Below are 19479 nucleotides of genomic sequence, written 5' to 3' on the forward strand. Positions count from 1 at the left end.
TCGAGGCCGGTTCCGGCCAACAAATGGCCACCGAATACGGAGGGCATTCAGGCCCGCACGATGTGTCCGTAATGTGCAGTTCTGAATGCCCCCCACTTCGGGCTACTTGGTGAGGCCCTTCGACTTCAGGTAGTCGGCGGCGACATCCGCCGGCTTCTCCCGCTCGGCGTCCACCTTCTGGTTCAGATCCGTCAGATCCGCGGTGGTGAGGGTCGCGGTGAGCTTGTTCAGCGCGGCGGCGATCGCCGGGTCGCCGGCGTCCTTGGCGTTGACCACCGGCAGCAGGTTGTCCGCGTTCTGCAGGTGCTTGTCGTCGGTCAGCAGCACCAGGTTGAACTGGTCCAGCGTGGCGTCCGTGGTCGTGGTCAGCACCAGCTGGTCGGTGCCGTCCTTGACCGCCTGCTTGGACTGCGCGGTGCCGACGCCCTTGGGGTCGATTCCGGTGATGTCGATGCCGTACGTCGACTTCAGACCCGGCGAGCAGAACGGCCGGTCCGGGCATTCGTCGCCGGCCGCCAATTTGATCTTGAGATGCGAGGCGCCAAGATCGGAAAGCGTCTTCAGCTTGTGCTGCTTGGCGAAGTCCTTGTTGACGGCAAAGGCATTCTGGTCGACGGCCTTGCCGACATCGAGCACCTTCAGCCCGCGCGGGGTCGCCAGCTTCGTCAGCGCGGTAACCGTCGCGGTGGCGTCACTGGAGGCGACCGGCTTGGCCTTCGGGCCGTTCGCCTTGGTGTTGAAGAACTCCGCGAGCGTCGCCGCGTACTCCGGGACGATGTCGATCTGGCCCTTCTCCAGGGCGGGTTCGTACAGCTCGCGGTTCTCCAGGGTCTGCACCTTGGTGTGGTAGCCGGCGTCGGCCAGCACCTTGGCGTAGAGCTCGGCGAGCACCGAGGACTCGGTGAAGCCGGCCGACCCGATCACCAGGTCCTTGCTGCCGCCCGATGCCGCGGTGGTGCTGGTGCTGTCCGAGGGGGCGCTGGTCGCCGGGGCCGACGAGTCGGTGTCGCCCTTGTCCTCCAGGCTTTTGCCTCCGCCGCAGCCGGCCACGCCCGTCAGCAACAGGGCGGCTACTACGGCCGTACCGGCGACGCGCACGCGTCCGTTCATGGGTTCAGCACTCCTAGTGAGTCCGCGCCGGGCCGATTGCGCCGGCGCATGGGGTCGAGCAGCCGCTGAAGGATCAGGAAGACCCCTTCGACGAGCAGGGCGAGGACGGCGACCAGCACCGCGCCCGCCACCACCTGTGCGGTGATCTGCCGGTTGAAGCCGGCGGTGATGATCCTGCCCAGGCCGCCGAAGCCGGCCAGGGCTGCGAGGGTGGCGGTGGCCACCACCTGGACGGCGGCGGTCCGCACGCCCGTCCAGATCAGCGGGAAGGCCAGCGGCAGTTCGGTCCTCAGCAGCAACTGCGGACCGGTCATGCCCATTCCACGGGCCGCCTCCACGACGTCCTGGTCGACCTCGCGCATGCCGACGTAGGCGTTGGTGACCAGCGGCGGCACCCCGAACAGCACCAGCGAGATGATCACCGGCCAGTCGCTGTCCGAGCCGATTGCGAACAGCAGCAGGGTCAGCACCGCGTAGGTCGGGATGGCCCGGCCGACGTTGGAGATGTTGATCGCGACGGCGCCGCCCCGGCCGTAGTGGCCGAGCACGATGGCGATCGGCAGCGCGATCACCAGCGAGATGCCCAGCGACACCCCGCAGAAGTACAGGTGCTCCGACAGCCGGTGCAGCACGCCGTCGCTGCCCGACCAGTTGGAGCCGTCGGTGAGCCAGTCCCAGGCTCCGCTCACCGCGCTCATGACGCCGCCACCTTCTCCGCCTCCACTGTCCGCCGGGTTCTCGGGGCCTTGGTGCGGCGGCCGTGCCGCCACGGGGTGAGCAGCCACTGCACGCCCAGCAGCAGCACGTCGGCGATGATCGCGAGCACCACGCAGAGCACGGACGCGGCCAGCACCTGCGCCTTGAAGTTGCTGTCGATGCCGGATTTCAGCAGGTTGCCGAGGCCGCCGTAGTCGATGATCGCGCCGACCGTGGTGAGCGCGACCGTGGAGACGGTGGCGATCCGCAGTCCGGCCATCACCGCGGGCAGCGCCAGCGGCAGTTCCACGGTGAACAGCAGCCGCAGCGGGCCGTAGCCCATCGCGCGGGCCGCCTCCCGTACGTCCTCGGGCACCGCCTCAAGGCCGGCCAGGATGTTGCGGACCAGAATGGTCAGCGAGTACAGCACCAGGCCGGTGACCACCAGCGACGGCGAGATCCCGAACACCGGCAGCAGCAGCGAGAACATGGCCAGCGACGGCACCGTGTACAGAATCGTGGTGATCGCCAGCACCGGCCCGGCCGCCAGCCGCCAGCGGCGGGCGATCAGCGCCAGCGGGAAGGCGATCAGCAGGCCGACGGCCACCGACACGGCAGTGATCCAGATGTGCTGGACCGTCGCGTCGGTCAGCTCGTGACGGTAGTTGTGGAGGTACTTCCCACAGATCCAGTCGTTGGAGACCAGACAGTTCTTGTCAGCCATGCGTGTCCACCTCCCCCATCGTGACGTCCGCATGCCTCTCGTCCGCATGCCTTGCAGGTTCCGGGGCAGAGCCCCGGCAGATCCCTGGCGCGAGATCTTCGGCGAGCCTATCGCCGGGCAGTGACATTCCGGCCGGCCGCCATACAGCCGCAACACTCCCGCCACACACGGCGGGGAGAGTACGGTTGCAAGCCGTCATCAGTGAGGACCCATGATCCGTTTCGAGAACGTCAGCAAGCGATACCCGGACGGCACCGTTGCCGTGGACGATCTGTCCTTCGAGGTCGGCGAGGGCGAACTGGTCACGCTGGTCGGGCCCTCCGGCTGCGGCAAGACGACCACCATGAAGATGGTGAACCGGCTGATCGAACCCACCGGGGGTCGAATTCTTCTCGACGGCGAGGACATAGCCGGTATCGAACCCGTACAGCTTCGGCGTCGGATCGGTTACGTCATCCAGCAGGTCGGCCTGTTCCCGCACAAGTCGGTGCTGGAGAACACGGCGACGGTGCCGTCACTGCTCGGCTGGAAGCGGGCCGCGGCCCGCGAGCGGGCGGCCGAGCTGCTCGACCTGGTCGGCCTCGACCCCAAGGTGTTCGGCCCGCGCTACCCCGACCAGCTCTCCGGCGGCCAGCGGCAGCGGGTCGGCGTGGCCCGCGCGCTCGCCGCCGACCCGCCGGTGCTGCTGATGGACGAGCCGTTCGGCGCGGTGGACCCGGTGGTGCGCGAGCGCTTGCAGACCGAGTTCCTCAACCTCCAGGCCAACGTGCGCAAGACCGTGCTCTTCGTCACACACGACATCGAGGAGGCGGTCAGGCTCGGCGACCGCATCGCGGTGTACGGCGAGGGCCGGATCGAGCAGTACGACACGCCGGCGACGGTGCTGGGGAAGCCGGCGACGCCTTACGTGGCGCAGTTCGTCGGCTCCGACCGGGGACTGAAGCGGCTGTCGGTGACGGCGATCGAGCCGTCCGACCTCGAACAGCCGCCGACGGTCCGGCTGGAGGACACGGTGGAGTCGGCCGCGGCCCGGATGCGCGAGGAGGACGCCCGCTGGGCGGTCGTCCTGGACGCCAACGGGGAACTGCACGGCTGGGTCCAGCTGGACGCTCTGGCGCTGGCCAAGGGCGGCGCGGTACGGGATCACGCGCGGCGGATGGAGGCGTGGGTGCCGGTGGGGGCGAACCTGAAGCAGGCGTTCAGCGCGATGCTTCAGTACGACGCCGGGTGGATCGCCGTCGTCGACGGGGCGAAGTTCACCGGCGTGCTGACGCCGGCCAGGTTGCATGAAGCGTTGCGGCGCTCCATCGACGCGGACTCCTCCGGAGTGGACAGGGCCGAGGTCACGATCGAGACGGTCGGCTGACTGCCGGGCGCACGTTCCCGATGAACGCTAGGCGCCGTCGGCGGGTGCGGCTATCGACGGTGTGGGGCGGGATGGGGCACCCGTCGGGGGCGTGACCGGGTGGCCCTTCTCGCGCCAGGCCTGGAAGCCGCCTTCCAGGTCCGTCGCGCGGGTGAGGCCCAACTCCTGGAGGGACGCCGCTGCCAGGCTGGAGGCGTAGCCCTCGTTGCAGATCACGATGACGTGCAGGGCGTGGGATATGGCCTGGGGGACGCGGTCGGGGCTCGTCGGGTCCAGGCGCCATTCGAGTTCGTTGCGTTCCACGATCACCGCGCCCGGGATCGTGCCGTCGCGGTCGCGCAGCGCGCCGTAGCGGATGTCCACCAGCAGGGCGCCGTCGCGGGCGGCGGTCGCCGCCTGGGCGGGGGTGAGGCGGTCGAGGCCGGCGCGGGCCGCGGAGAGCAGGTCGGACACGGAGCGGGACGCGGTCATCTCACCATTCCTCGGGGCGCTCGACGAGTTCCAGCCGCAGGGTGCTGCCCTTGCGGCTGTAGCGGCGGATCAGCGGCAGCGGCGGGTAGTACGCGTGCACCGAGACCGCGTGGCTGGACTCGGAGACGTTCCGCACCTGGTGCACGTGGTTGCGGCCGAACGCCCGGCCGCCGCCCTCGGGGAGCACGCGCTCGCGGTCCACGCCCTCGGCGAGTTCCAGCGAGCGCCAGCCCTCGGAGGGCAGCGGCACCGACAGCGACTGCTCGGTGAGCTCGCCGCCGGCGGTGACGAAGACGCCGTACGAGCCGCCGTGGTCGTGCCAGCCGGTCTCGGCGCCGGGCGGCCAGCCGATCAGCCACGCCTCGGCGCCGCCGGGGCCTTCGAGCCGTACCCAGGTGCGGCCCTCGGGGTCGAGCGGCAGGTCGCCGACGACGGCCGGGTCGGCGGCCACCTTGCGGGCGAAGTCCAGGAGTTCCGCGGCGGTCGGCGCGGCAGCGGGCGCCACGGTGGTCGCAGGGGTCACGGGGGTGGAGACGGGTGCGGTGACAGACATCGGTCGAGTCCCAGGGGAAGCCGCGCCCGCGGCAGGCAGCGGCGGGAGGCCGCTGCGGAGCGTCTTACGGCGCGAAGGTGAACGGTGGGCCGGAAACGCGCTTCAGCGCGCGTCCGTACACACGCAGCCCGCGTACCTGACGAGGTCCAGATGGACTCGCCGGTGCAGTCGCAGGCCGGATCCGCTCATACCAGGGACTGAACCACGACGCCGGGGCACCGGTCAAGCCGGACACCGTACGTCACCCGTCCGACCGTACGCCGCCCCTCCGACCGCGCCCCGCCCGTCCGACCGCGCCTCACCCGTTCCGGCGCATCGGGAGTACGGCCCGCGCTCAGCGGCGCTGCTGGAGGACCGTCGGCGCCTTGTCGTCGTCCTCGGGCAGCTTGCAGACCCGTTCGAGGAACATCGCGGCCACCACCACCAGGATGCCGGCGAGCACCGCGAAGCCCGCGTAGATCGCCTGGTGGCGGCGCGGGTCCATGTCGAGCCGGTACATCACCAGGAACAGGCCGGTGCCGCCGTACATGCCCACCACCAGCGCGGCCACCAGCGCGCTGGCCTGGCCGAAGACCACCACCCGGGCGGCGGCCAGCGGATCGACGCCCTTGGCGCCGGGCCGCCGTTCGCGCTGGGCGCGCAGCCGGGCGCGCAGTGACAGCGCGGTCGCGAACAGCGCGACGGCGATCAGCAGCAGCACCACCGGCGCCGCCACCGGCACGCCGGGCAGCGTGCCGACCGAGTCCCAGAGCTTGGCCCCGGACCACGACAGCACGCCCGCCACCGCGAACAGCCCCGCCAGCGTCCTGATCCGCAGCGTCCTCACCGAGTGCCCGCCTCCACCTTCGCCTTGCCCCACTGTGCGCCAGCCGCGCCGTCCCGCCGCTCGCCCAACGATTACTCGGGCAGCCTGAGTTCCACGTCGTCCCGGCGGCGCACCTCGCCGCTGTCCCGTGCGGTCCGCAGACCGTCCAGCAGCGCGGCGACCGGCCCGCGGCCCGGCAGCTCGGCCGCCGGGTCCACGTCGTACCACGGTACGAGCACGAAGGCCCGCTCGTGCGCACGCGGGTGCGGCAGGGTCAGCACCGGGTCGTCGCTCACCACGCCCTGGTAGGCGACGATGTCCACGTCGATGGTGCGGGCGCCCCAGCGCTCGGCGCGCACCCGCAGGAACGCCTCCTCGATGGCGTGGCCGCGCTCCAGCAGCGAGTCCGGCGGCAGCGTGGTGCGGACCAGCAGCACCGCGTTGAAGTAGCTGGGCTGCGAGCCGGGCTCGACGCCCCAGGGCTCGGTCTCGTACACCGGTGAGACCGATCTCACCCGCACGCCCGGGGTGTCCTCCAGCGCGTCGATCGCGCCCTGGAGGGTCTCCAGGCGGTTGCCGAGGTTGCTGCCGAGGGCGATCACCGCGGTCTTCGGGTTGGACAGCGTGCTGTCCGCCGCGTCCACCCTGGCCACCACCGACGGCGGCACCGGCTGCACGGTGGGGTCCTCGACCGGCCGGTCCTGGGCGTCCGGCCACACGGGCCGCGGGGTCTGCGGCGACTCGGAACTCACGGGCGCCTCCGGGTGATGGTCACGGTCACGTCGTCGAAGGGCACGGTGATCGGGGCGTCCGGTTTGTGCACGGTCACCTCGACCTCCTGCACCACCTCGTGCCCGAGGCAGACGTCGGCGACGCGCTGGGCGAGGGTCTCGATCAGGTCCACCGGATCGCCGCTCACGACGGCGGCGACCTGCTCGGCGACCACACCGTAGTGCACGGTCGCGGTGAGGTCGTCACCGGCCGCCGCGGGGGCGGTGTCCAGGCCGAGCACCAGGTCGACGACGAAGATCTGGCCGTCCCGCCGCTCGTGCTCGAACACGCCGTGGTGCCCGCGGATCTTCAGGCCGCGCAGCGTCACTCGGTCCACGAAATCCACTCCCGCCGGTCGGTGCGGGGCCGCTCACCGGCCCGTGATCAGGAGGACGAATCTACGGCATGGGCGCAGGTCACCCGACGCTGTCCCCGTCCGTCCCGGCCGCACCCCGCCGTTCGCCCGCACGTCACCCGACGGTGTCCCCGTCGTCGCCCTCCGCGCCGCCGGCGCCCTCCGGGCCGTCCTCGTCCTCCGCGCCCTCCTCGTCGTCCTCGGCCAGCACCGGGGAGCCGTGGTGCACCCACAGCCGCCAGCCGTCGGCGGTGCGGTGGAAGACGTTGGTGGCCACCACCAGGCCGCCGACCAGCGAGCCGGCCGAGCCGTCCTCCTCGGCCGGACCGCCGGTGAGGATGTTCTCGGTGCAGGTGACGATGGCGGCGTCGCCGTCGACGGCCACCTCGACGTCGGTCAGGAAGAACTGGATGTAGTCGGTGTTCGCCATGATCAGCGCGTAGGAGCGCATCACCTCGCGGCGCCCGCGCAGCACCGGCCAGCCCGGGTGCACCACGGCCACCGACTCGGCCAGCGGCCCGGACAGCACCACCGCTTCGAGGGCGTCCAGGTCGGAGGTCTCCACGGCGTCGTAGAAGGACTGGTTGGCGCGCTCCACGGCGCGCGCCTCCGCCGTACGCGGCGTCACCGGCTCTCCCCCGCGGCCTGGATGGCGCGGGCCACCCGGACGGCGTCGGCGCTGGCCTGCACCTCGTGCACCCGGACCGCCCAGGCGCCCTCGCGGGCGGCGATCGCGGTGACCGCGGCGGTGGCCGCGTCGCGTTCCCTGGCCGGCGGCGGGTCGCCGGCCGCGCCGGCCAGGATGCGGCCGAGGAAGCGCTTGCGGGAGGCGGCCACCAGCAGCGGGCAGCCGAGCTCGCGCAGCGCGGCGAGCCTGGCGAGCAGCGTCAGGTCGTGGTCGGCGGTCTTGGCGAAGCCCAGGCCGGGGTCGAGCACGATCCTGGCCGGGTCGACGCCGCCGGCCACCGCGCGCTCCAGGCCGGACCGCAGCTCGGTGACGACCTCGCGGAGCACGTCGTCGTAGACCGCCCGGTTGTTCATGTCGATGCTCTGGCCGCGCCAGTGCATCACCACGAACGGCACCTGGGCGCCCGCCACCACCGGGATCATCTCGGGGTCGGCGAGGCCGCCGCTGACGTCGTTGACCAGCCGGGCGCCGGCCTGCACGGCCTGCGCGGCGACGGACGCGCGCATGGTGTCGACGCTCACCAGCACGCCGGAGGCGGCCAGTTCGCGGACCACCGGCACCACCCGGCGCAGTTCCTCCGCCTCGTCCACCCGCTTGGCGCCGGGCCGAGTGGACTCGCCGCCGACGTCCACCAGGTCGGCGCCCTCGGCGACGAGGTCCAGGCCGTGCTTGACGGCCAGCTCCGGGTCGAACCACCGCCCGCCGTCGGAGAACGAGTCGGGCGTCACATTGACCACGCCCATGACCGCGCAGCGGTCCCACTCCGGCAGTCCGACGGGCCCGTTCCGGCCCTGCAACGTAACCATGCGCCCAGCGTAGGCGGTACGGGGGCGGCGGCCGGTCAGCGCCGGTCCGGGCGGCGGCCGGTTCAGGCCGAGGTGCGGAGCGGAGCGGGTGGTTCAGGGCGACGCGCGGGGTCGGACGGGCGGTTCAGGCCGCCGCGTTGTGCTTGCGCGGCTCGGGTTCGGTCGCGTAGCCGGGCTTGGCGGCCTGCGGGCGGCGCTTGGCGCGTCCGGGCAGGAAGCGCTGGATCGCCGCGGGCAGCGGCAGCGAGAGCGTCACGAAGCCCTCCGCCTGCATGATGGCGAATCCGATCCGGGGCAGGTCGCGGGAGTTGGGGAAGACCAGGAACCGCGGCACCCACTCCGGCTGGAACTTCGCGTTGAACTTGTACAGCGACTCGATCTGGAACCAGCGGGACAGGAACACCAGCAGCCCGCGCCAGCCGCGCAGCACGGGTCCCGCGCCGATCCGCTCGCCACGGGCCAGCGCGGAGCGGAACATCGCGAAGTTCAGCGACACCCGGGAGATGCCCAGCGAGGGCGCCTGCTGGAGGGCGGCGACGATCAGCAGTTCGTTCAGCCCCGGGTCGGCGGCGCGGTCGCGGCGCATCAGCTCAAGCGACATGCCGTCGGCGCCCCACGGCACGAAGTGCAGGACGGCCCGCAGGTCGCCGAGTTCGGGCTGCGGCGCGCCGGCCTCGCGGGCCTTGTGCGCGGTGACGACCACGCAGTCGCCGTCGGCCTGCTCGCCGAACCGGCCGAGCGCCATGGAGAAGCCGCGTTCGGTGTCGGTGCCGCGCCAGGCGTCGGCGGCCAGCCGCACGCGGTCCTTCTCCCCCTCGGTCAGCTCGCTGACCCGGCGGACCCGGCAGACGTAGCCGGACCGCTCGATCCGGCTGACCATCTGGCGGACGTTGCGCATCGCGCGGCCCTGGAGGGTGAACGCGGCGGAGTCGACGATGGCCTCGTCGCCGAGTTCGAGCGCGTCGAGGCCGGTCTGCCGGGTCCACACCTCGCCGCCGGTCTCGCTGCACCCGACGACCGCGGGCAGCCAGGCGTGCTCCCTGGCCAGCTCCATGAACCGGCAGATGGCGCCGGGCCAGGCCTCGACATCGCCGATCGGGTCGCCGCCGGCCAGCATCACCCCGGACACCACCCGGTAGCAGACCGCGGCCTTGCCGCTGGGCGAGAACACCACGGACTTGTCGCGGCGCAGCGCGAAGTGGCCGAGCGAGTCGCGGGCGCCGTGCCGGGCCAGCAGCGCGCGCAGCCGCTCCTCGTCGTCCTCGCTGAGCTCGGCGACCGGCCGGCCGGGGCGCAGCACCAGATAGACCGTCGAGATCGCGACCAGCAGGCCGAGGCCGCCGAGCGAATAGCCGACCACGTCGTTGACCCGGTCGCTGGTGTAGTGCACCGGGCCCTGGAAGCCGAACAGCCCGTACAGCACGTGCTGGAGCCGGGCGGTCAGGCCCGGGGTGCCGCGGTCGGCGGCCGGGTGGGCGCTGGTGATCACCAGGCCGAGGCCGAACGCGACGGTGCTGAGCAGCGCGAAGTTGAGCACCGCGCGCCAGCGGGTGCGGGGGTCGGACAGCGCCTGGAACTCGTGCCGGTACCGGATCAGCACCCCGAGCAGCGCCAGCGACACGGCCGCGCCGAAGAACGAGTGCCGGTAGATCAGCTGGGTGGCCGCGCCGACCGGCATCAGCACCACAGCGGCCCACCAGGCCCGCTGCTTGCCGCGTTTGAGGGCGTGCGCCAGCATCAGCAGCAGGATGCCGGTGACGATCGCGGTGGCGGCGGCCAGCGAGCTGACGGTGCCGGGGAACAGCGCGGCGAGATGGTGCATCCGCCCGTTGCGGAACGCCGGGAAGACCGCCGAGATCACGTCGAGCAGGCCGATCACGGCGGTGGCGGTGCCGATGATCTTCGGTACGGCGGAGGACCGAAGGGGCCAGCGAAGGCGGCGCGCCTGTGCGGAGGACATGGGTCACCAAGCTTCAACATCACGGGCATACGGATGATTGCGCCCCTTAGGACGCGAAGTCGGATGTCCGGGTTCCGTCCGGATGCGACAGCTTGGAAGGTACACCCACCGGGCGGGTTCGGCCTGCCGGGATGCCGGGTTGCCGGGATGCCCGCCTGCCGGGTTGCCGGTTCGGGTCAGCCCCTGCCGATGATCAGGCTCATGGCCTCGGCGCGGGTGGTGGGATTGCGCAGCTGGCCGCGGACCGCCGAGGTGATGGTCTTGGCGCCGGGCTTGCGCACGCCCCGCATCGTCATGCACATGTGCTCGCACTCGACCACCACGATCACCCCGCGGGGCTCCAGGATGCGTACCAGCGCGTCGGCAACCTGGGTGGTCAGCCGCTCCTGCACCTGCGGGCGCCGAGCGTAGACGTCGACCAGACGGGCCAGCTTGGACAGACCGGTGATCTTGCCGCTGACGGCCGGGATGTAGCCGACATGGGCCACCCCGACGAACGGCACCAGGTGGTGCTCGCAGGACGACATCACCTCGATGTCCTTGACCAGCACCATCTCGTCGTGGCCGAGGTCGAAGGTAGTGGTCAGCACGTCCTCCGGCTGCTGCCAGAGGCCGGCGAATATCTCCCGGTAGGCGCGGGCCACCCGGGCCGGGGTCTCGCGCAGGCCCTCGCGGTCCGGGTCCTCGCCGACGGCGATCAGCAGCTCGCGGACGGCGGACTCGGCCCGCTTCTCGTCGAACGAGCCGACGCCCGCGCCACCGCTGGCGCCGGCGTCGAGTGTCACGGGATCGGTCATCAGAGCCTCTTCCTTCCGAGCTGCGCGCAGGGCCGAAAAACGGCCGCGGCCCCAAGGTTAGAACCCCGGGGCCGCGGCCCGCATTCCGGTAGGTGCCCCGGACCTGCGCAATCAGTTGTTCTGCTGGCCGTCCTCCGGACGGTCGACCGGCTCGGCGACCGGCGGCTTGGCCGTGGAGATACCGGCCGGGCCGTTGCCGTTGGCGGGCTGGCTGCCGTTGGTCAGCGCCAGCTCCTTCGGCGAGAGCACCGGCGGCCGGGTGGACGGGGTACGGCGAGCCGAGCCCGTCCAGGCCGGACGGGCCGGGCGCTTGACGATCGGGGCGAAGACCTCGGCGATCTCCGCCTTGTTGAGCGTCTCCCGCTCCAGCAGGGCCATCACGAGGTTGTCCAGGACGTCCCGGTTCTCCACCAGGATCTCCCAGGCCTCGTTGTGCGCCGTCTCGATGAGCTTCTTGACCTCTTCGTCCACCAGCCCGGCGACCTCTTCCGAGTAGTCGCGCTGGTGACCCATCTCACGGCCGAGGAACGGCTCCGAGTCGCTGGTGCCGAACTTGATCGCGCCGAGCCGCTCGGTCATGCCGTACTGCGTGACCATGGCGCGGGCGGTCGTGGTGGCCTTCTCGATGTCGTTGGAGGCACCGGTGGTCGGGTCGTGGAAGACCAGTTCCTCCGCGGCCCGGCCGCCCATCATGTAGGCCAGCTGGTCCAGCATCTCGTTGCGCGTGGTGCTGTACTTGTCCTCGTCGGGCAGGACCATGGTGTAGCCCAGGGCCCGGCCGCGGGACAGGATCGTCACCTTGTGCACCGGGTCGGAGTTCGGTGAGGCCGCCGCGACCAGGGCGTGTCCGCCCTCGTGGTACGCGGTGATCTTCTTCTCCTTGTCCGACATGATCCTGGTGCGCTTCTGCGGACCCGCCACGACCCGGTCGATGGCCTCGTCGAGGACGAGGTTGTCGATCAGCTTCTTGTCGCTGCGGGCGGTGAGCAGCGCCGCCTCGTTGAGCACGTTGGCCAGGTCGGCACCGGTGAACCCGGGGGTGCGCCGGGCGACGGCCATCAGATCGACGTCCGGCGCGATCGGCTTGCCCTTCTGGTGCACCGTCAGGATCTCCAGGCGCCCCTGGAGGTCCGGCGGGTCAACCGCGATCTGCCGGTCGAAGCGGCCCGGGCGCAGCAGCGCCGGGTCCAGGATGTCCGGCCGGTTGGTGGCGGCGATCAGGATCACGCCGCCCTTCACGTCGAAGCCGTCCATCTCGACCAGCAGCTGGTTGAGGGTCTGCTCGCGCTCGTCGTGCCCGCCGCCGAGGCCCGCGCCGCGGTGCCGGCCGACGGCGTCGATCTCGTCGACGAAGACGATCGCCGGGGCGTTCGCCTTGGCCTGCTCGAAGAGGTCGCGGACCCGGCTGGCGCCGACACCCACGAACATCTCCACGAAGTCGGAGCCGGAGATCGAGTAGAACGGCACGCCGGCCTCACCCGCGACCGCACGGGCGAGCAGCGTCTTGCCGGTACCGGGGCGGCCGTAGAGCAGCACGCCCTTGGGAATCTTGGCGCCGACGGCCTGGAACTTGGCGGGCTCCTGCAGGAACTCCTTGATCTCCTGGAGCTCCTCCACCGCCTCGTCGCAGCCCGCGACGTCGGAGAAGGTCGTCTTCGGCGTGTCCTTGGTGATCAGCTTGGCCTTGGACTTCCCGAACTGCATGACGCGCGAACCGCCGCCCTGCATCTGGTTCATCAGGAAGAGGAAGACCAGCACGATCAGCACGAACGGCAGCAGGGACAGCAGGATGCCGAGGAAGGCGTTCTGCTTGGACTGCGACACCGTGTACTGGTCCTTGAGGTGAACCCCCGAGACCTTGCCGTCCACGATGTTCTGCAGGTTCGCGGCGATGGCGGCACCCTGGTCGCCGATGTAGCTCGCCTTGATCTTGTCGCTGCCCTGGATCTTGACGCCGTCGTTGAGCTGGATCTTGATCGAGTTGTCGTCGCCGGTCGTCAGCTCGGCGTTCTTCGCCTGGTTGGTGTTGATCGCATGCAGCACCACGCCGGTGTCCACCGTCTTGTAGCCGCCGCCGGAACCGACGACCTGCATCAACACGACCACGGCGAGGACAGCCAGCACGATCCACATAACTGGCCCACGGAAATAGCGCTTCACGTCCATCCATGCGGGGCGACTTCGCCCCGTCCCTCCTGCCACAGTGAGGCACCGCCGCCTGAGGCCGCGTGCACATCCGGTGTATTGACCCGACCTTCGGACGGTACCCCAGCATTGTCGCCTGAGGTTGCCGCCGACCGTTAACTAACCCGCTTTCCCCTGCTCCAACGGCGAGAAACCGGCTGTGGTTCCCGCAGCCGAACGGGGCGAAGGTGACCTGCGTCCCTTCCGCGGCGCCACCGGGTCCCCGTCAGCCGCCGTAGACGTGCGGGGCGAGCGTGCCGACAAACGGGAGATTGCGGTACTTCTCCCCGTAATCCAGTCCGTATCCCACGACGAACTCATTGGGGATGTCGAAACCGGTGTATTTCACGTCGATCGCCACCTTGGCGGCCTCGGGCTTGCGCAGCAGCGTGCACACCTCCAGGGAGGCGGGGCCGCGCGAGCCGAGGTTGCTGATCAGCCAGGACAGCGTCAGGCCGGAGTCGATGATGTCCTCGACGATGAGCACGTCACGGCCGGCGATGTCGGTGTCCAGGTCCTTCAGGATCCGCACGACGCCGGAGGACTTGGTGCCGGCGCCGTAGGAGGACACCGCCATCCAGTCCATCGTCACGTTGCTGGACAGCGATCTGGCCAGGTCGGCCATCACCATCACGGCGCCCTTGAGCACCCCGACGATCAGCAGGTCCCGGCCCGCGTAGTCCCGGTCGATGCGCGCGGCCAGGTCAAGCAGCCGCGCGTCGATCTCTGCCTTGGAGACGAGGACCTTCTCAAGGTCGGGGCCCATGTCGTTCTCGTTCACTGCGCGGTACGTCCCTCGGTGTGCGGCTCTACGACGGCGAGAAGAACAGTCTCCCATCAGCCCGCCGGGCGCTGACGCCGCCCGGCAGGTTGAGCGCTTTCTGGCCGTGCCAGCCGGTCACCAGGCGGTCCACCTCCTCGATGTGCCGGGCGAAGAGGAAGCCGGGCGGGGAGCCCGCGGCGATGGCGGCGGCGCGCAGCACGCGGCGGCGGACGGCGGCCGGCAGCGCGTACAGCCGCAGCACGTCCAGGCTGCCGTCGTCGCCGGCCGCGCCGGCCTGGGCGTCGGCCGCCCACTGGTCGAGCGCGTCCGCGTCGTCCCTGGACAGCTGGGCGGTACGGGCCAGCGCCTCGACCACGCCCTTGCCGAGGGACTTCTCCAGCACCGGCAGCGCCTCGTGCCGCACCCGGGAGCGGGTGTAGGCCGGGTCCTGGTTGTGCGGGTCCTCCCACACCGTGATGCCCTGGGCCAGGCAGCCCTGGCGGACGGTGTGCCGGTCGAGCAGCAGGAACGGTCTGCGGTAGCGTCCGCCCGCCCCCGAGACGGCGGCCATGCCGGACAGCGAGCGGGTGCCGGAGCCGCGAGCCAGGCCCAGCAGCACGGTTTCCGCCTGGTCGTCGCGGGTGTGGCCGAGCAGCACGGCGGCCGCGCCGCGGGCCTCCGCGGCGGCGTCCAGGGCCGCGTAGCGGGCCTCCCTGGCGGCGGCCTCGGGGCCGCCCTGGCGGCCCACGGTGACGCCTACCGCGTCCACCGGGTCCAGGCCGAGGGCGCGCAGCCGGCCGGCCACCTCCTGGGCGCGGCCGGCCGAGCCGGCCTGCAGTCCGTGGTCGACGGTGACGGCTCCGGCGCGCACGCCGAGTCTTGGGGCTTCGAAGGCGAGGGCGGCGGCCAGCGCCATGGAGTCGGCACCGCCGCTGCACGCGGCGAGCACCAGCGGGTGCGGGTCGTGGGCGGACGCGGTGAGGACGTCGTGCAGGACGCGGCGGACCGCCAGGCGTATCGCCGCGACCGTGGGGTGGGGTCCCATGTCCGGATCCCTCCTGAGGAGGCTTGGGGAGTGGCTGTGGAGCCCTGCGCCGCCTAGAGCGATGACGCAGGGTATCCAGATGGTGACAGAAGCTCGGGCCTTACCCGAGCATCGCACGCGCCACCCCGCGCCTGTCGTCCCTCGGACGGGTGAACCGGGCGGGGAGCGGGCTCAGGAATCGCTGCGGCTGTGCACCCGCGCCACCCAGTCCGCCGGTTTGGCGATCTCCGCTTTGGTGGGCAGCGTGTTGGGTGAGGTCCACACCCGGTTGAAGCCGTCCATGCCGACCTCGCCGACCACCGCGCGCACGAAGCGCTCGCCGTCGCGGTACTGGCGCATCTTGGCGTCCAGGCCGAGCAGCCGGCGCAGCGCCTGGTCCAGCCGGCTGGCGCCCTTCGCGCGGCGCTGGCTGAACTTCTCCCGGATCTCCGCGACGCTGGGCACGACGTCGGGCCCCACGCCGTCCATCACGTAGTCGGCGTGGCCTTCGAGCAGCGACATCACGGCCGTCATCCGGGCCAGGATCTCCCGCTGGGACGGGGTCTGGACCAGGTCGACGAGGCTGCGCTCCTCGCGCGGGGCGTCGTCTTCGGGGACGTCGTCGGCGTCGGCCTCCTTCGCGTCCCGGCCGCCGTTGCCGGTGACCGACTGGACGGCCTCCCTGACCCGCTCGATCAGCGTGGAGGCGTCGAGCTCGGTCTCGCCGAGGAACGACTGGATCTCGCCCTCGATGTGGTCGCGCAGCCACGGGACGGCGGAGAACTGGGTGCGGTGGGTCTCCTCGTGCAGGCACACCCACAGCCGGAAGTCGTGCGGGTCGACCTCGAGTTCGCGCTCGACGTGGACGATGTTCGGCGCGACCAGCAGCAGCCGGCCCGCGCGCGGCTCGCCCGGGCCCGGGGCGGCGGGGCCGGCCGGCATGTCGCGGCTCGGCGGGGCGAAGGTCTCGTACTGGCCCAGCACCCGGGAGGACAGGAAGCTCAGCAGCATGCCGACCTCGACGCCGGTGACCTTGCCGCCGACCGTGCCCAGCACCGCGCCGCCCGGGCCGCCGGGGCGCTTGGCCTGCATCTTGCCCAGCAGCGGCTTCATGACCTCGCGGAAGCCGGCGACGTTGGCTTTGACCCATCCTGGGCGGTCCACGATCAGGACGGGGGTGCTGTGCGGGGGCACGTCGGCGTCCCCGTCCCCGTACATCCGGGTGAAGCCGCGCACGTGCGCTTCGGAGGCTTGCGCGTGCTTGCGCAGCTCCGCAACGATCGCCCGGGCCTCGTCCCGGCTCACCTCAGGCCCCGGCCGGGTCAGCCGCTGCGCGGTCGCCACGGCGAGGTTCCAGTCGACCATCTCGCTTCCACCGATGCTCGTCATGTCTTCACGGTACGTTGCCGCTCCCGCTTTGGGTGCCCCGGCAGCCGATCCACCCACTCCGAGGGCGCCCCGAACCCGCCCTGCGGGCGGCCCGCATGCCCAGCCCCATGCGGTGGTTCCCGGCCCCCGGCCGGTGGTGGGCTGGTCGCGCAGTTCCCCGCGCCCCTGATGAAGCCGGGGCAAGCCGCGCCCACGCGGCGGAGCCGCAGATCAGATGCAGCCCCGCGCCCCTGCCGGGGCCCATCGTGGCCGGGACGCGATGTGCCCCGGCCGGGCCTGGTTTTTCAGGGGCGCGGGGAACTGCGCGACAAGCCACAGCGGACCCGCGCGCTGGGCTCTTACCGCGACGGAGTCGATAGCGCTGAGGTCAGGGCGTCCAGGGCCGATTGGGCCGGGTTGGGGGCCGGGGCGCCCTGGGTCATGAAGGCGAAGGCCAGGAGGCGGCCGGTGGGGGAGACCGTCAGGCCGGCCTCCGTGTTCGTGCCGGTGAGCGTGCCCGTTTTCGCGCGGACGACTCCCGCGCCGGGGGTGCCGCGGAAACGGGTGGCGAGCGTGCCGGTGAAGCCGGCTATCGGGAGGCCCGTCAGGATCGGGGCCAACTCGGGGTGCCGGGGGTCGGCGATGAGCGCCAGGAGCCGCGCCAGCGTCACGGGCGCGAGCGCGTCCACGTGGTCGAGTCCGCTGCCGTCGGCGAAGACCGCCTTCCCGAGCGGCACCCCGTACTTCCGCAGCGCCCCCGCGATCGCCTGCGCCCCGCCGCTGAACCCGGCCGGCAGGCCCGCCGCCCGGGCGGTCTGCCGCGCCAGCGCCTCCGCGAGATCGTTGTCGCTGTACGTCAGCATCCGCTCCACCAGCTCCGAGAGCGGCGCCGACTGATGCACCGCCAGCCGGCTCCCGCCGGCCCCCCGGGCGGGCCCGGGCGTCCCGGCCACGGTGATCCCGCGGGCCCGCAGCAGCTCCGCGAAGGACTCCGCCGCCGCCGACGCCGGATCGAACGCCCGCTGCGCCGGCCCCTCCGTGGACTTGTCGAGCCGCCCCTCGTCCACCATGAGCGCGGTGACCGGCGAGAGGTTCTCGTTGTGCCCGATCGGGTGAAGGCTGGGCCCGGCGAAGTACGACGTGTCGTAGCCGAGCGCCACGCTCCGCTGCCCGCGCGCCTTGAGCGCCGCGGCCGTGTCGTCGGCGAGCCCGGTCAGTTCGAGGGTCGGGTCGCCGCCGCCGACGAGCACGATCCGGTTCGCGCCGGTGGACACCACCGTGGTCGTCAGCCGGGCGTCGGGCCCGAGCGTGCCGAGCGCGGCGACGGCGGTGGCGAGCTTGGTGGTGGACGCGGGCGTCGAGGTGACGTCGGCCCGGTGCCCGTACAGCAGCTGCCCGCTGGCCACGTCGATCACCGCGCCGGTGGTGACCGGGCCGAGCGCGGGCGCGGCCATCAGCGGGTCGAGGCGGGCGGCGAGCGGGTCGGCCTTCGCGGCGGGGGCGGCGGTGCCTTCCGGGACGGGCAGCAGGACGGGGGCCGCGGTCGGCGCGGGGCTCTGCGTGGTGTTCGGCAGGGACGGCGGCACGGCCCCGGGCGGCAGGGTGGTGATCGATATGGAATAGGCGGGCTGCCGTGCCCGGTCCCGCGCGGCGGCGGCCGAGCGCTCCGCCGTACGCTGTCCCGCGTCCCACGGTCCCGCCGCGGCCACCGCCCCGACGGCCACCGCCAGACCTATCGCGGCCGATCCCGCCACGACCTGCCACGTCCTGCCGTGCGGCACCGCCGACCAGCCCCTCTCACGACCACCCGATTGCGTGGGAGACACTTAATCACCCGCATTACGCGCTGATCATGGAGGAGTAGGGCCTTGGAGTTCGACGTCACGATCGAGATCCCGAAGGGTTCGCGGAACAAGTACGAGGTGGACCACGAGACCGGTCGTATCCGCCTGGACCGCAGGCTCTTCACCTCGACCAGCTACCCCGCCGACTACGGCTTCATCGAGAACACCCTCGGCCAGGACGGCGACCCGCTGGACGCGCTGGTCATCCTGGACGAGCCCACCTTCCCGGGCTGCCTGATCACCTGCCGGGCGATCGGCATGTTCCGGATGACGGACGAGGCCGGCGGCGACGACAAGGTGCTGTGCGTGCCCGCGTCCGACCCGCGGGTGGAGCACCTGCGTGACATTCACCACGTCAGCGAGTTCGACCGGCTGGAGATCCAGCACTTCTTCGAGGTCTACAAGGACCTGGAGCCCGGCAAGTCGGTCGAGGGCGCGGACTGGGTCGGCCGCAGCGAGGCGGAGGCGGAGATCGAGGAGTCCTTCCGCCGCCTGAAGGAGCACGGCCCCGGCCACTGAGGCCACCCGCCGGGTGCCGGCGCCCGCCCGGTGAACGGGCGGGCGACGGCCGGTGCGAGACTCGTCCGATGACCCTGCGAACAGCCGAACGCCCGCGCGTCCGGGTGAAGTTGGCGGCACTGGCGCTGACGGCGGCCTTCGCAGCCGGCGCGTGCTCCGGCGGCTCGGGCGGCAGCGCGTTCACCGCGACGAAGTCCGGCTTCGACACCGCGCCGGCCGCCAAGCGCAGCACCGCCCCGGACCTGGCGGGCAAGACGGTGGACGGCGGCACGGTCCGGCTCTCCGACTACCGCGGCAGCGTGGTCGTGGTGAACCTGTGGGGCTCCTGGTGCGACTCGTGCCGCCTCGAAGCGAAGAGCTTCGGCCAGATCGCGACCCGCTACCGGGACAAGGGCGTACGTTTCCTCGGCATCAACACGCGGGACAACGGCACGGTCCAGGGCCGGCGCTTCGAGAAGACCTTCGGTATCACGTACCCGAGCCTGTACGACCGCTTCGGCAAGCAGATCAGCCGTTTCGCCCCCGGCACGGTCAACCTCCAGACGATCCCGTCCACGATCCTGATCGACCCCCAGGGCAAGGTCGCGGCCCGCTCACTGGGCCCGCTGAGCGGCGAGCACCTGGAGTCCGGCCTCACCACCCTCCTCGCGGAGAGCCCGGCCCGGTAGGCCCGGA

20 protein-coding genes are annotated in these 19479 nt (G+C 71.8%); 3 read left to right on the forward strand and 17 right to left on the reverse strand.

Annotation, left to right across the window (positions count from 1 at the left end; all coding sequences use genetic code 11):
• Positions 1-102 precede the first annotated feature (102 nt).
• The 3 genes from ACQPW6_RS15225 to ACQPW6_RS15235 are packed head-to-tail and all read right to left on the reverse strand — an operon-like array spanning position 103 to position 2530.
• Entirely contained in the window at positions 103-1110 is a 1008-nt protein-coding gene (locus ACQPW6_RS15225) for an ABC transporter substrate-binding protein (protein WP_433890166.1), read from the reverse strand.
• Positions 1107-1808: an ABC transporter permease gene (locus ACQPW6_RS15230; protein ID WP_433890167.1), complete on the reverse strand. Its 702-nt coding sequence runs from the start codon at positions 1806-1808 to the stop codon at positions 1107-1109. Before ACQPW6_RS15230 ends, ACQPW6_RS15225 begins: the two co-directional genes overlap by 4 nt.
• Positions 1805-2530, reverse strand: coding sequence for an ABC transporter permease (locus ACQPW6_RS15235; RefSeq protein ID WP_433890168.1), 726 nt, complete (start codon positions 2528-2530; stop codon positions 1805-1807). The genes ACQPW6_RS15230 and ACQPW6_RS15235 overlap by 4 nt, the downstream gene beginning before the upstream one ends.
• Positions 2531-2741: 211 nt before the next feature.
• Between ACQPW6_RS15235 and ACQPW6_RS15240 the strand changes: the two genes are divergently transcribed.
• Positions 2742-3896, forward strand: a complete 1155-nt coding sequence (locus ACQPW6_RS15240; protein WP_433890169.1) for an ABC transporter ATP-binding protein — start codon at positions 2742-2744, stop codon at positions 3894-3896.
• Between the two features lie 27 nt (positions 3897-3923).
• Here the strand turns inward: ACQPW6_RS15240 and ACQPW6_RS15245 are convergent, their stop codons facing one another.
• From ACQPW6_RS15245 to dacB, 14 genes are all read right to left on the reverse strand, one after another.
• Complete coding sequence (locus ACQPW6_RS15245) at positions 3924-4367, reverse strand: rhodanese-like domain-containing protein (protein WP_433890170.1); 444 nt, start codon at positions 4365-4367, stop codon at positions 3924-3926.
• A 1-nt stretch (position 4368) separates the two neighbouring features.
• Positions 4369-4920, reverse strand: coding sequence for a cysteine dioxygenase (locus ACQPW6_RS15250; protein ID WP_433890171.1), 552 nt, complete (start codon positions 4918-4920; stop codon positions 4369-4371).
• Positions 4921-5254: 334 nt separating this feature from the next.
• Complete coding sequence (locus ACQPW6_RS15255; protein ID WP_433890172.1) at positions 5255-5746, reverse strand: DUF3180 domain-containing protein; 492 nt, start codon at positions 5744-5746, stop codon at positions 5255-5257.
• Positions 5747-5817: 71 nt separating this feature from the next.
• Positions 5818-6444: a 2-amino-4-hydroxy-6-hydroxymethyldihydropteridine diphosphokinase gene (folK, locus tag ACQPW6_RS15260; RefSeq protein ID WP_433894538.1), complete on the reverse strand. Its 627-nt coding sequence runs from the start codon at positions 6442-6444 to the stop codon at positions 5818-5820.
• A gap of 29 nt (positions 6445-6473) precedes the next feature.
• A complete protein-coding gene (gene folB, locus ACQPW6_RS15265) occupies positions 6474-6833 on the reverse strand; it encodes a dihydroneopterin aldolase (protein WP_433890173.1) in 360 nt (119 codons plus the stop codon).
• A 133-nt stretch (positions 6834-6966) separates the two neighbouring features.
• Positions 6967-7479, reverse strand: coding sequence for a nuclear transport factor 2 family protein (locus tag ACQPW6_RS15270; RefSeq protein ID WP_433890174.1), 513 nt, complete (start codon positions 7477-7479; stop codon positions 6967-6969).
• Entirely contained in the window at positions 7476-8345 is an 870-nt protein-coding gene (gene folP / locus ACQPW6_RS15275; RefSeq protein ID WP_433890175.1) for a dihydropteroate synthase, read from the reverse strand. The genes ACQPW6_RS15270 and folP overlap by 4 nt, the downstream gene beginning before the upstream one ends.
• Positions 8346-8469: 124 nt before the next feature.
• Entirely contained in the window at positions 8470-10305 is a 1836-nt protein-coding gene (locus ACQPW6_RS15280) for a phosphatidylglycerol lysyltransferase domain-containing protein (RefSeq protein WP_433890176.1), read from the reverse strand.
• A gap of 176 nt (positions 10306-10481) precedes the next feature.
• Complete coding sequence (gene folE / locus ACQPW6_RS15285) at positions 10482-11102, reverse strand: GTP cyclohydrolase I FolE (protein WP_433890177.1); 621 nt, start codon at positions 11100-11102, stop codon at positions 10482-10484.
• Between the two features lie 111 nt (positions 11103-11213).
• The gene (gene ftsH, locus ACQPW6_RS15290) at positions 11214-13268 is read right to left on the reverse strand and encodes an ATP-dependent zinc metalloprotease FtsH (protein WP_433890178.1); all 2055 of its coding nucleotides are present in this window, start codon (positions 13266-13268) and stop codon (positions 11214-11216) included.
• A gap of 244 nt (positions 13269-13512) precedes the next feature.
• Positions 13513-14067 (reverse strand): hypoxanthine phosphoribosyltransferase, encoded by a 555-nt coding sequence (gene hpt / locus ACQPW6_RS15295; protein ID WP_433890179.1) that lies wholly within the window; start codon positions 14065-14067, stop codon positions 13513-13515.
• A gap of 28 nt (positions 14068-14095) precedes the next feature.
• The gene (gene tilS / locus ACQPW6_RS15300; protein WP_433890180.1) at positions 14096-15094 is read right to left on the reverse strand and encodes a tRNA lysidine(34) synthetase TilS; all 999 of its coding nucleotides are present in this window, start codon (positions 15092-15094) and stop codon (positions 14096-14098) included.
• Between the two features lie 171 nt (positions 15095-15265).
• Entirely contained in the window at positions 15266-16462 is a 1197-nt protein-coding gene (locus ACQPW6_RS15305) for a zinc-dependent metalloprotease (protein ID WP_433890181.1), read from the reverse strand.
• A gap of 338 nt (positions 16463-16800) precedes the next feature.
• Complete coding sequence (dacB, locus tag ACQPW6_RS15310; protein WP_433890182.1) at positions 16801-18195, reverse strand: D-alanyl-D-alanine carboxypeptidase/D-alanyl-D-alanine endopeptidase; 1395 nt, start codon at positions 18193-18195, stop codon at positions 16801-16803.
• A 114-nt stretch (positions 18196-18309) separates the two neighbouring features.
• Here dacB and ACQPW6_RS15315 point away from each other — a divergent pair, with 114 nt between their 5' ends.
• A complete protein-coding gene (locus ACQPW6_RS15315) occupies positions 18310-18804 on the forward strand; it encodes an inorganic diphosphatase (protein WP_433890183.1) in 495 nt (164 codons plus the stop codon).
• Between the two features lie 68 nt (positions 18805-18872).
• Positions 18873-19472: a TlpA family protein disulfide reductase gene (locus tag ACQPW6_RS15320; protein WP_433890184.1), complete on the forward strand. Its 600-nt coding sequence runs from the start codon at positions 18873-18875 to the stop codon at positions 19470-19472.
• The last annotated feature ends 7 nt before the right edge of the window (positions 19473-19479 follow it).

Origin of the sequence: Streptomyces sp. CA-111067 (assembly GCF_050956065.1) — a bacterium.
Classification (GTDB): domain Bacteria; phylum Actinomycetota; class Actinomycetes; order Streptomycetales; family Streptomycetaceae; genus Actinacidiphila.